This window comes from Kitasatospora sp. NPDC058218, assembly GCF_042882445.1.
Taxonomy (GTDB): domain Bacteria; phylum Actinomycetota; class Actinomycetes; order Streptomycetales; family Streptomycetaceae; genus Kitasatospora.
Genome location: NZ_JBHVWC010000090.1, coordinates 22677 through 34741 on the forward strand (window position 1 = coordinate 22677; position 12065 = coordinate 34741).

Consider the following 12065-nt stretch of genomic DNA (forward strand, 5'->3'; position numbering starts at 1 on the left):
AGCGAGACCTACTGGCGGAGGGGTTGTATTCCGCCCGTGCACCAATCCTGCCTACTCGCCCGGCTGGCGTGACTCCAGGACAAGCGCCTTGAGCGTTCCCCCGGTCGTAACGATCATCTCTCCATCCCCAAGATCTCGGAGGGCACTGATCCTGTGTGCGTGGGGTGATCTCTCCAGGCGAGGGGACACGAGCATCCGTCATCTCGCAATGGCCACCGCTACGGTTCGAATCATCCCAGGTGAACGTCACGGCGCTGTCGTTGAACCCTACAGGGCCGTTGAGGTTGCGCACCGTTGCGCACCGCGCGGCGCTCGCCCGGCTCATCTCAGCCGAGTCGCGCCTTCTCGAACCGCCGCCTTGAGGTGTGACATTGCCCGCGCGCACAGCTCTGTGGCATGGGGGCCGTCCGTCGAGGTGACGCTGAGGAAGAGCCGGCCGTCGAATCCGATGACGGTGATCAGCGGCGCCCCCGAGACGCTGGTGTGCGCGGCCCAGTACAGACTCTCCACGCGTAACGGGCCGTATTCCACGGGGATCGGTACACGCCCGTTGCTGAGGGAGACATCGAAGAGTGTCCGCTTGAGTTCGCTGCGCCGCAGTAGTGCGCCGAGCGTCCTTCGGGGTAGGAATCGCAGCAGCCGGCTCACTCGGACCAGGGGAAACAACTGTTCGGGCCGCAGACGGTCGCGAATGTCCGTGGTGGCGCCGCGGGCCACGGTCCACAGGTCGTACGGGCCGGGGCCGCCGACCGCGATGGGGAAGCTGGTCACGTAGAGCCCCAGCGTCTCGCCCGCAGGCACGGCCAGAATCCGCCGCAGGTCCGCGGCCACCGCGATACCGACGGGGGAGCGGTGGCCGAGGTCCGCGTGGGCCCGGGCGAAGGCGGCGCAGAGGAGGCCCTGGAGGGTGGCCCCCTCCGTGCGGCAGCGCATGAGCACCGACGAGGTCTCAGCTGCGTCCATAGACCAGGCCGCGTAGGCTAGTTGACCGCTCGGGCGTGGGGGACGGCCCGCTCCGTGCAGCATGCGGGCCACTCTGAGCAGGTCGAGCGGGTCAGCGCGGCGGCCGGGCAGGAGGTCGTCGACGGGCACGGCGACGACGGGAGGCGCGGGGGTGGCGGCACCGGTCGGGTCGGCGAGCGCTCGCAGGAGGTCGCGCAGGACGAAGGACACGGACAGGCCGTCGGCGACGAGATGGTGGTAGATCCCGACGAGGTCGAAGGAGCCGTCCGATTCGACGACGACGAAACGGGCCAGGGGCCCGGCGGCGGTGTCGAAGGGGCGTCTGAGTTCCTCCTCGACGATCGCGGTCCAGCTCTGAAGGTCACCGGCGCGGACGAACCGCAGCTCCGGGGCCGGCACTCCGTCCGTGGTGAACCACGCCCCCCAGGGGCCGGAGGCGGCGACGCGGACTGTGAGAAGCGGATGGCGGGCGCGGGTCGCGGCCAGTGCCTCGCGCAGCCGACCGGGGGTGGTCCGGCCCCGGATCCGGCCGGTGATAGCCACGTTGACGGGCAGTACCTCACCCACCGCCCAAAGGAGGCGCTCGGTGGGTGACAGACGTCGTGGCTTCAACTGATTCACCGGTAGGAGGCCAAAGTGGTGGCCAGCCCCTCCGGGAGAGCCACCGCCGGCACGAACGGCAGGCGGCCGACGGCGCTCGTCCAGGCGGGGTGCTGAAGCTCGGCGACCTTGTCCGGGTTGACGAGGGAGATGCCGGTCAGCCGGCCGGCGTGGCCGACAGCTACGGCCAGGAGTGTCGGAATGTGGATCACACGGGGCGGGCGGCAACCGAGTACGGCCGCCGTGACGGCACCGATGTGCTCCCAACGGTGCTCGACCCCGTCGCTGACGTGATAGACCGCGCCTGCTTCACCGCACTCGGCGGCGGTGAGCAGGGCCCGGCAGAGGTCGTCCACGTGGAGGAGCGAGTAGCGGCGCGGGCCCGGGCGACCCACGGCGGGGAGCACTCCGGCCCGGACCGCCTTCACCAGTCTCGGTCCGAACTCACGGTCGCCGGGGCCGTAGACGATGGGCGGGCGGACGACGACACCCGGGAGCCGGTCGGCGCTCGCGCGCAGTGCCAGCTCGCCGCCAAGCTTGCTGCGGCCGTACGCGGATACCGGTGTCGGTGGGTCCTGTTCGCGCCGCTGCCGTCCAGGGCCCGCGGCAGCGAGGGAGGAGCAGAGCACGAGGCGCGGCGGTTCCGCGAGGGCGGCGAGAACGGCACAGAGTCGGCCGGTGCCCTGGGCGTTGACCTCGGCGTAGCCGTCCGGGCTACGGGCCTTGGTGACTGCGGCGAGATGGATGACCCGGTTGACGCCCTCGGCAGCCGTGGCCAGACCCGCGCCGGTGGCGAGGTCGCCCTCGACCGTCCGGAGCCCGGGGAAGACTCCGGGGATCCTCCGCCCGCCCCGGACGAGGGCGGTCACCTCGTGCCCCAAACGGACGAGGTGGCGGACCAGGCACTGCCCGACGAAGCCGGTCGCACCAGTGACGAGGTACCTCATACGGTGTATCTCACGGGCTGTACCCCCTGCGGTGTACTTCGTCCGGTGCGCTCGTACAGGCGGTGGATGCGGAAGAGGATGCCGCCGGCGCCCTTGGCATGGCCGTTGCTGTGCCGGTTGTCCTCCAGGACCCAGGAGATCTCGGTCTCGGTGTGGCCGAGTCGGAACGAGGCCCGCTGGGTCTGCGCGAACATGGCGGCGGCGAGGCCACGGTTGCGATGCTCCCGCTTGATGCCGCAGGCCACGACGCGGGTCCGCTGGATCCTGCGGGTGGCGCGGGCGATGCGGACCAGTCCGATGGGCACGCCGTAGCTGGTGAGTCGTCCGCGGGCGGCCCGGAGTGCCTGGTTGGAATCGGGAAGGCAGAGGAGGAAGCCTGCGGGCTCACCGTGCACTTCGGCGATCTGCACCAGCTCGGGCCTCAGGATCGGCGTGACGCCCCGTACGAAGTGCGTGAATTCCCGGTCGGTCATCGGCGTGGCGGCGTAGTTCTGCGACCAGGCGTCGCTGTAGATGTCCCTGACGATGGCCATGTCGACATCGAGGCGGTCCGGGTCGAGCGCCCTGACGCGGACGCCCGGGGCGGCCAGAGCGCGTTGCGCGGCGCGGCGGAATCCGGCGGGAGGCTCGCCGTCGGCCGGCATCGGGACCCGCCAGGACAGCAGGTCCTGGGCCTTGGTGAAGCCGCAGTCCTCGAAGAGCCGTGGATAGTACGGGGGGTTGTGCGGCATGAGCATGGTGGGCGGGCAGTCGTAGCCGTCGACGAGCAGTCCGCACTCGTCGTTGACCGAGAAGCTCAACGGGCCGAGCATCCGGCTGAGTCCCCGCTCGCCCAGCCAGTCGGCCGCGGTGTCGAAGAGGGCAGCCGCCACCGCGGGCTCGTCCACGCACTCGAAGAGCCCGAACTGGCCGCAGTCGAGGTCGCCCCGCTCCTGGTGACGAGGATCGACGACGGCGGCGATCCGGCCCACGACCGTCTTGCCACGCCGGGCGAGGAACAACTGGACCGTGCCCACCTCGAAGAACGGGTTGCGCCCGGGATCGAGAAAAGCACGCCGCTCACGCTCCAACGGGGCAACCCACAGCGGATCATCGCGGTAGACGGCGTACGGCAGCCGGACGAAGGCGGTGGTGTCGGCGCGATCCCGTACGGGGGTGACCATGACGGGAGGACCGTCGGCGGAGTGGCCGACGGTGACAGCAGGGCCGGAAGCGCGGGCGGTCATCAGACGTGCACCGGCATCGAGTTCGGGTGCGAGCCCACAGCAGCGGCGCGACCCACTGCTACAACGGCGCCTCCGGCGGAAATCACCCCAAGGCGGCGGCCCGCGGCGGCGAAGGCGCCGAGGATGCGCGCCAGGTGTTCGTCGGTGTGCGTCGCCTGCACCGTCAGGCGGATCAGCGCCCGGCCCACCGGCACCGCGGGAGCAACCACCGCACTGGTGAACACGCCCTCGGCGAGGACCTCCTCCCACATCCGCGCGCACAGCCCGGCCTCGCCGATGTACACGGGGATGATCGGGGGGACCACCGCCCTGGTGGTCCCCGTGTCGAAGCCGAGCGCCCGCAGCCCGCTGTCCAGCCACCCGGCCAGATCGAGCACGCGGGTGCGGCGTTCCGGCTCCACCTCGACGATGTCCAGCGCAGCGAGCGCGGCCGCGACGGCGGCGGGCGTCATCGAGGCGCTGAAGAGCAGCGAGCGTGCGGTGTAGCGCAGATAGCCGATGATCTCGGCGGGACCCGCGAGGAAGCCGCCGATCGAACCGAAGCACTTCGAGAAGGTGCCGGTGTACAGGTCGACTGCGTCCGGCACGCCGAAGTGCTCCGCCACACCCCGCCCACGGACCCCCAGCAGTCCGATGTCGTGGGCACCGTCGACCACCAGCCTGGCCTCGTGGCGGCGGGCGAGCGCGGAGATCTCCGGCAACCGACACAGGTCCCCCTCCATCGAGAACAGCCCGTCGGTCACGATCACTTTGCCGGCAGCGGGATCGGCGGTCACAAGCTGCCGCTCCAGACGCGCCATGTCCGAGTGGCGGTACGGGCGCTTGCCCGCCCAGCCGAGCCGGATGGCGTCCATGAGGGAGGCGTGGTTGGCCATATCGCTGAAGACGAGGTCACCACGGCCGAACAGCGGGGCAAGCGCCAGGTTCGCCTGGAAGCCGGTCGTCGTGACGATCGCCGCCTCGCAGCCGAGGAAGGCGGCCAGCCGGGCCTCCAACTCCTCGTGCAACGGCAGCGTTCCGCAGAGCGCACGGCTTCCGGAGCAGGACGCGCCGTAACGCTCCGTCGCCCTGGCAGCGGCGCCCGTAACTCGTGAATCGCCCGACAGTCCGAGGTAGTCGTTGCACGCCGTCATAACCACGCGCTCGCCCCGGACCCGAGCCTCGCCATCCCTGGCCGACAGGGCTTGGTAGAAGGGTCTGAACCCGGTGTCCACGAATGACGGGGCAGATGACGAGAGGTGTTTGTCGAAGACATCCGCCATGAGGGCCCTGCTTTCACCTCGGGTGACACTCGCGATACAAAGCGTGAAATCTACTCGGGTGCCCACGCTTCGAGCCAGCCGGATGGCCCCCTGTCACCTGACTGGCGGGGCGCACGAGCCGCGCCGGACGACGGCGAGGAACGCGGGGATGGGCTACCGGAGAAGGCAGGGGACAAGACCGTGAGACGGATCGCCCTGATCGAGGTGTACTGGCAGCGCGTCCCGGTGCCCGGCGCGGACTTGCACGGCTGGCAGATCTGCTGGGACACCCACGCCGTCATCCCGCTCGACTCATAGGGCGCCAAGGCTCCCGGGGCCGGCCGCAGGGCAGCCCCGGGAGGCCGAACAGCTGCCCGGGGCTGTCCCGTGGACGGGTCACTTTCGCCAGACCAGGTGGTGCGTCACCCCGCTCGGGCTGGGCACGACGTCCAGGTGGAACCGGTCGAGCAGCTCGTGCCGCCGATGCTGGCCCGGTATCCGGCGGCGGTCCGCGCCGACGGCCGAACGAGCCTGATCTCGTCATAGTGGTGCAGCGTGCGGACGCTCACGCCGGCCAGCTCGGCCACGCGTCCCACGGTCCAGTGATCCTTCACGGCACCGACCGTGCAGCCTGACGCCACGTGAGGGTCAAGAGCATCACCCGAGGGGTGCGCCGGGGTCAGCCGGCGTCCCACGACCGGCGGAGGGGCCAGCTGCCGGGTCGGCCGGTACCCGGTCGGTGCCCGGGTGCCGGCTGCGCGCCTCAGGGCCGGCGGCCGCTGCCGCGGGCGCCCCGCGGGCGGGTGAGGGTGAAGCGGTCGACGGGGACCAGGTCGCCGTACGGGCCGCTGACGGAGTAGTAGGTGACGGCGATGGTGGTCCGGCCGCCGCGTCGGCCCGGATCGACCTCGAAGGCGGCGAAGCCGTACGGGTTGTCGGCGTCGCGGAAGGCCGACCAGGGCGCGTCCTCGGTCACGTACACCGGGGGCCGCTTGCCGGTGGCCGGGTCGGCGGCGCCGACGCCGGTGATGACGCGGGCCTTGGGGGGATCGAAGAAGAGCCCGTTGGAGGGCGCGGAGGTGCCACCGCCGCCGATCACCATGTGGACGGTGCCCCGGGTGGTGTCGATCGTCCCGGTGTCGGTGGCGACCGGGATCGGGGTGCGGGTGTCGGTCGGCTGCTGGCCGCGGATCGGGTGCGAGCGTTCGTAGTGGTGCTCGTGACCGCAGACCACCAGGTCGACGCCGTACTTGTCGAAGAGCGGTACCCAGGTCTCGCGGATGCCGAGATCGGCGCCGTTGAACCTGTCGGCGGTGGAGATGACCACCTGGTGCATGCAGACCACGATCCAGTCGATCTCGGGATCCGCGTCGGCGGCGGCCAACTCCCGCTCCAGCCAGCGCTGCTGGGCCCCGCCGGAATACCCGTGGACGTAGGAGTTGCCGCCGTCCTGGTAGACGACGTCGTCGTTGTTCAGGCTGATGACGCGGACCGCGCCGGCCGTGAACGCGTACCAGAGGCCGCGCAGTTCGTCGTCGCCGCCGGACGCGGGCAGGTCGAAGTAGGTCTGGTAGGCGCCGTAGCCGATCGGGCCGTTGCCGCGCTCGTTCTCGTGGTTGCCGGCGGCGGGCATCCAGGGGCGGTGGCGGGCGGAGCGGCTGTTGTTCTCGAACCAGTCGGACCAGGTGCGGACCCGGTCGGTGGCGAGGTTGGCGTAGCAGAGGTCCCCGTTGACGAGGTGGAACAGCGGGGCGACGCGCTCCACTCCGGCCGTGGTGTCACCGGCGGCGGGGCTGCCGAGGTTGTCGTTGACGAAGCCGGCCGCGGTCCGCTTGCCGAGGGTGGGAGTGCCCTGGTCGCCGAAGCTGGTGAAGGTGAAGGAGCCGGTCCGCCCGCGCGGTGCGGTACGGACGGTGCCGAGCTCCGGGGTGGCTCCGTCGTGGAGTGCGGCGTAGACGTAGTCGGTGTCGGCGGACAGGCCGGTCAGCCGGGCGTGGTGGACCTGGACCTCGGTGCCGGACGCGCCGTCGCGGTAGGTACTGGTCGAGGCCTGCTCGGTCCGGCCGAAGCCGCCGTGCGAAGTGCCGTACATGACGCGCGGGTTGGAGACCGAGGTGGTGGTGTGCCAGGAGACCACCACCTCACGCGAGGCGTCCGGGCCGAACTGCAGGTGGAGGCCGGCGACGCGCGGCGCACCGGATCGGTCCGGCCGCTGGAACAGCAGCGGGGAGGCGGCGGCGGGCGCGGCCGCGATGCCGGAGAGGGAGACGGCGCCGCCGAGACCGACACCGGTGGCGCCGGCCAGGAGCCCGCGCCTGCTGACGGGGGGTTGTCCACTGGAAGCGTTCATGACCGTCAGGCCTATCGCACGGAGGTGAACCGCACGGGGCCGGCCGCGTGAACTCCCCACCCACCACGCACGCGGGCGGTGCGTCAGGACGGCGGCGCGGGCGCGCGCGAGAACACCCGGTGCGGCGTCGCCGCGGGCACCGAAGCCATTGGGGCCCGGGATTCGGCACGTGAGGAACGCGCGGGTCGGAGCGCGCACCGGGCCCGGGTCCTCGTGACGGCGCGTGGTCCGCCGTCACGAGGACCCGTGGATCAGCTCAGGCCCAGCTGACGTGTCGCGGCGTCGACCGTCTGCGCGAGGAGGACGGCGATGGTCATGGGGCCGACACCGCCGGGCACGGGGGTGATCAGGCTCGCCCGGTGCCGGGCGGCCTCGAAGTCGACGTCCCCGACATTGCCCGGGTTGTAGCCCGCGTCGATGACCACGGCACCGGGCTTGATGTCCTCCCCGGAGATGAAGCGCGGCCGGCCGACCGCGGCGACCAGGACGTCGGCCTCGCGCACGATCGACGCCAGGTCGGTGGTGCGGGAATGGCAGTAGGTCACCGTGGCGTCCCGCCCGAGCAGCAGCATGCCCACGGGCTTGCCCAGGATGGCGCTGCGTCCCACCACGACGGCACGCCTGCCGGCGAGGTCGACGCCGTACTCGTCCAGCAGGCGCATGATCCCGCCCGGCGTGCAGGACACGAAGCCGGGGAGCCCGAACCCCATCGCCGCGAAGGAGTTCATGGTCACCCCGTCCACATCCTTCGCCGGGGCGATCGCCTCGAAGGCGGCACGCTCGTCGATGTGCGGTCCCACCGGGTGTTGCAGCAGGATGCCGTGCACCTGCGGGTCCTCGGAGAGAGCACCGACGGTCTCCACCAGGCCGCTGGTGCTCACCGAGGCCGGCAGGGCCACATGCCGTGACAGGATGCCGGCCTTCTCGCAGCGGGCCTGCTTCATCCGGACGTAGGTCACCGACGCCGGGTCCGCTCCGACCAGCACGGTCGCCAGGCAGGGGGAGATCCCCGTGCGCCGGCGAATGTCCGCGGCGGCCGCCGCGCTGGATTCGGTGATCCGGCGGGCGAGGTCGGTGCCGTCCATCAGCCGGGCCGTTCGTGTCTCAACCACGTGTCACTCCTGGGCTTCACGGTGAGGCGCCCAGGCGCGCGGCATCGACGAGATGTCGGACCGCTCCCCGGTGGTTCTCCACCTCAGCGCCAGTCACGGCCCGCCCCCACCCTAGTCGACGGGGCTGGAGGCGGGCACTGCCGAAGCGGCGACGAAACGGTCGACGCCCGCCGACGCCCGGTGCGGGGGCCTGGCCGGGTGCCCGACCGCCCCGCTGCCGCCCGGAGTGCCGGGCGGCAGCGGGGCGGTGGCCCGCCGACTCCCCCCGACTCCGGCAGGGCGGCGCGGCCCCGAACGGGACGAGAGTTCGCCGGGTCAGTTCTGCGCGAGGAGTTCGAGGGTGTCGATGACGCGGTTGGAGAAGCCCCACTCGTTGTCGTACCAGGCGACGACCTTGACGTGCTTGCCGTCCACGCGGGTGAGGGCGGCGTCGAAGATCGAGGACGCCGGCTCGCCGGTGATGTCGCCGGAGACCAGCGGCTCGTCGGAGTAGTCGAGGATGCCCTTCAGCCGGCCGTCGGCGGCGTCGCGGTAGGCGGCGAGGATCTCCTCGCGCGTGACCTCGCGGGCCACCGTGGTGTTCAGCTCGACGAGCGAGCCGACCGGGACCGGTACGCGGATCGAGTCGCCGGACAGCTTGCCGTCGAGGTTCGGGAGGACCAGGCCGATGGCCTTGGCGGCGCCGGTGGTGGTGGGCACGATGTTCACACCGGCGGCGCGGGCGCGGCGCAGGTCGCGGTGCGGGCCGTCCTGGAGGTTCTGCTCCTGGGTGTAGGCGTGCACCGTGGTCATGAAGCCGTGCTCGATGCCGGCCAGTTCGTCGAGCACCGACGCCAGCGGGGCCAGCGCGTTGGTCGTGCACGAGGCGTTCGAGACGATGACGTGCGCGGCCGGGTCGTAGGCGTCGGTGTTCACCCCGAACGCGAGCGTGACGTCGGCGCCGTCGGAGGGGGCGCTCACCAGGACCCGCCGGGCACCCGCGTCGATGTGCGCGCGGGCGGCCTCGGCCGAGGTGAAGCGGCCGGTGGACTCGAGCACGAGGTCGACACCGAGTTCCGCCCACGGCAGGGCGGCGGGGTCGCGCTCGGCGAGGACCTTGATGCGGCGGCCGTCGACCACCAGGTCGGTTCCGTCGACCGAGACCGGGCGGTTGAGGCGCCCGAGCGAGCTGTCGAACTTGAGTAGGTGGGCAAGGGAATCGGGCGCGGTGAGGTCGTTGATGGCGACCACTTCGAGGTCGCTGCCGCGTTCGAGCAGGGCACGCAGGCTGTTGCGTCCGATACGACCGAAACCGTTGATGGCGATGCGGGTCATTGGGGTCTTCCCTTCCGTTCGTTTCGCTCTCCATGCTCGGCGTTCGAACGAACCCCGGACAGGGGCTGGATCGACAGGGTGCGCAAGGATCTCGCCATACCTGTCGCCACCGACCGCAAGGATCTCGCCAGTGCGGATCCCGCCGGCCTCCGTGGCCCGCGAGGGACCGGAGGATCGGCCGGTGGGGGGATCAGCGGGCGGGGGATCAGGACAGGTGATCAGGAGGCGGGGGCCGCGAAGGTGTGGCGGTACTCCGTGGGGGAGGTCCCGAGAATCCGCTGGAAGTGCAGCCGCAGATTCGCCCCGGAGCCGAGCCCCACCCGGTCCGCGATCTGCTCCACCCCCAGATCGGTCCGCTCCAGCAACTCGCGCGCCAGGTCCACCCGGGCCCGCAGCACCCACTGCATCGGCGTGTAGCCGGTGTCCTCCACGAACCGCCGCGAGAACGTACGGGCCGACACCCGCGCGACACCCGCGAGGGCCTCCAGGGTCAGCGGCTCGGCGAGGTGCGCCAGGGCCCACTCGCGGGTGCCGGCGAACAGGTCGCCGAGCGGTTCCGGCACGCTCCGGGGGACGTACTGGGCCTGCCCGCCACTGCGGTACGGCGCGGCCACCAGCCGCCGCGCCACGTGGTTGGAGAGCCCGACCCCGTGGTCACGCCGCACCAGGTGCAGGCAGAGGTCGATGCCCGAGGCCGCGCCCGCCGAGGTGAGCATGTCGCCCTCGTCCACGAACAGCACGTTCTCGTCCACCGACACCAGCGGGTGCTGCTCGGCGAGGGCCTTCGTGTAGTGCCAGTGCGTCGTCGCCTTCCGGCCGTCCAGCAGCCCCGTCGCCGCCAGCGCGAACGCCCCCGTCGAGATCGCCGCCAGCCGCGCCCCCCGGCGGTGCGCGGCCACCAGCGCCCGGACCACCGCGGCCGGTGGCTCGGTGGCCGCCGGATCCCGGTACCCGGGCACGAAGACGGTGTCCGCCTGCTCCAGCGCGTCGAGGCCGTCGGCCACGTGGTACGCGAGTCCGTCCCCTCCGGTCACCAGCCCGGGTGCCGCCCCGCACACCCGCACCTCGTAGGGCATGCTCGGCCGGCTGGAGAACACCTGCGCGGGAATGCCCACGTCGAGCGGTTTGGCGCCCTCCAGCACGAGCACGGCGACGCGGTGATTCCTGCGAGCCATCGGACTCCTCCTGTCCCGCCGGCCGGCCGGGCCCCGTCGGACCCGTGACCTGGACGCCCCCTAACGCAAGCATCCTGCCATCAGCCGGCATCGGTCGGCACCGGGCGAGACCCGCCCGGACCGAGCACGCACCTACCGAGCAGGCCCGGAGCGCGACCCCCCGCGCGGCCGGGCTCGGAGTGACCGGGTCACTCCGTCACGGGCAGGCACTCGGCGAGCAGGTCGACGATGTCGCGCCAGGCTCGCTGCGCGTGCCGAGGGTGGTGGCCGACCCCGGGGACCACGGCCTGGTCGACGTCCGGGTGGTGGAAGGCGTGCAAGGCGCCGCCGTAGACCACGAGGCGCCAGTCGACGCCCGCGGCCTGCATCTCGGCGGCGAACGCCTCCCGCTGCGGGGGCGGCATGATCGGGTCCTCCGACCCGACCCCGGCCCACACGGGGCAGCGGATGCGCGCCGCCTCGCCCGGTCGGCCCGTGGTGAGTGCGTTGACCGTCCCGATCGCGCGCAGGTCGACGCCGTCGCGTCCGAGTTCCAGCACGATGGCGCCGCCGGTGCCGTAGCCGACGGCGGCGATCCGGTCGGGGTCGGTCCGCGGTTCGCCGCGCAGCACATCGAGTGCCGCATGACCGATCTCCCGCATCCGGTCGGGGTCGGCGAGCAGCGGCATCGCGCGCGCCAGCATCTCCTCGGGGTCGGTGAACCAGCGCCCGCCGTTGATGTCGAAGGCCAGCGCCACGTAGCCCAGTTCGGCCAGGGCGTCGGCGCGGCGGCGCTGGAAGTCGTTGAGGCCCGGACCTTCGGGCCCGATCAGGACAGCCGGCCGGCGGTCGGTACCGGCCGGGAGCGCGAGGTGTCCGATCATCGTCAGACCGTCGGCCGGGTACTCGACCGTGCGTGTGGTGACAGTCGTCATGAGACCGGACCGTAGTGCTCGTCGAGCCCGTTCGGGCGGGTGTTCACCGCCGGCGGAACGGCGCGGGTGCGGTGCGAACCCCGTTCCCCGGGGTCGGGGTTCCCGGTTCCCGGGCGGTGGATCGGTCCGGGAATGCCGCGACGCCGCTGGACCGGACCGGGTGATCGGTCGGGTGCAGCGGCGTTGTCGTGGTGGCTCCCGTTTCGGGGGCGGGGTGTTACTT

Annotated in this window: 9 protein-coding genes, 2 pseudogenes and 1 riboswitch; all 11 genes and pseudogenes read right to left on the reverse strand. The window is 71.9% G+C overall.

The window, feature by feature from the left end:
* Nucleotides 1–321: 321 nt before the first annotated feature.
* The 11 genes and pseudogenes from ACFVYI_RS38590 to ACFVYI_RS38640 all read right to left on the reverse strand — a co-directional run bounded on the left by ACFVYI_RS38590 (nucleotide 322) and on the right by ACFVYI_RS38640 (nucleotide 11842).
* Nucleotides 322–1506, reverse strand: coding sequence for a condensation domain-containing protein (locus ACFVYI_RS38590; protein WP_387894297.1), 1185 nt, complete (start codon nucleotides 1504–1506; stop codon nucleotides 322–324).
* Between the two features lie 74 nt (nucleotides 1507–1580).
* Entirely contained in the window at nucleotides 1581–2510 is a 930-nt protein-coding gene (locus tag ACFVYI_RS38595; protein ID WP_387894298.1) for an NAD-dependent epimerase/dehydratase family protein, read from the reverse strand.
* Nucleotides 2507–3736: a hypothetical protein gene (locus ACFVYI_RS38600; RefSeq protein WP_387894299.1), complete on the reverse strand. Its 1230-nt coding sequence runs from the start codon at nucleotides 3734–3736 to the stop codon at nucleotides 2507–2509. Before ACFVYI_RS38600 ends, ACFVYI_RS38595 begins: the two co-directional genes overlap by 4 nt.
* On the reverse strand, nucleotides 3736–4998 hold the full coding sequence (locus ACFVYI_RS38605; protein ID WP_387894300.1) for an aminotransferase class I/II-fold pyridoxal phosphate-dependent enzyme: 1263 nt from the start codon (nucleotides 4996–4998) through the stop codon (nucleotides 3736–3738). Before ACFVYI_RS38605 ends, ACFVYI_RS38600 begins: the two co-directional genes overlap by 1 nt.
* Before the next feature lie 375 nt (nucleotides 4999–5373).
* Nucleotides 5374–5451 (reverse strand): annotated as a pseudogene (locus tag ACFVYI_RS38610) (deaminase); the annotation flags it as partial.
* 2 nt (nucleotides 5452–5453) lie between these two features.
* Nucleotides 5454–5573, reverse strand: a pseudogene (locus tag ACFVYI_RS38615) (MerR family DNA-binding transcriptional regulator); the annotation flags it as partial.
* Nucleotides 5574–5740: 167 nt separating this feature from the next.
* On the reverse strand, nucleotides 5741–7327 hold the full coding sequence (locus tag ACFVYI_RS38620) for a purple acid phosphatase family protein (RefSeq protein ID WP_387894301.1): 1587 nt from the start codon (nucleotides 7325–7327) through the stop codon (nucleotides 5741–5743).
* 251 nt (nucleotides 7328–7578) lie between these two features.
* Nucleotides 7579–8412, reverse strand: a complete 834-nt coding sequence (locus ACFVYI_RS38625; protein ID WP_387894309.1) for a bifunctional 5,10-methylenetetrahydrofolate dehydrogenase/5,10-methenyltetrahydrofolate cyclohydrolase — start codon at nucleotides 8410–8412, stop codon at nucleotides 7579–7581.
* Nucleotides 8413–8460: 48 nt separating this feature from the next.
* A riboswitch (ZMP/ZTP riboswitch) is annotated at nucleotides 8461–8546 on the reverse strand.
* Nucleotides 8547–8754: 208 nt separating this feature from the next.
* Entirely contained in the window at nucleotides 8755–9753 is a 999-nt protein-coding gene (gene gap / locus ACFVYI_RS38630; protein ID WP_387894302.1) for a type I glyceraldehyde-3-phosphate dehydrogenase, read from the reverse strand.
* Nucleotides 9754–9971: 218 nt separating this feature from the next.
* Nucleotides 9972–10928, reverse strand: coding sequence for a GlxA family transcriptional regulator (locus ACFVYI_RS38635; RefSeq protein ID WP_387894303.1), 957 nt, complete (start codon nucleotides 10926–10928; stop codon nucleotides 9972–9974).
* Between the two features lie 188 nt (nucleotides 10929–11116).
* Complete coding sequence (locus tag ACFVYI_RS38640) at nucleotides 11117–11842, reverse strand: dienelactone hydrolase family protein (RefSeq protein WP_387894304.1); 726 nt, start codon at nucleotides 11840–11842, stop codon at nucleotides 11117–11119.
* Between the last annotated feature and the right edge of the window lie 223 nt (nucleotides 11843–12065).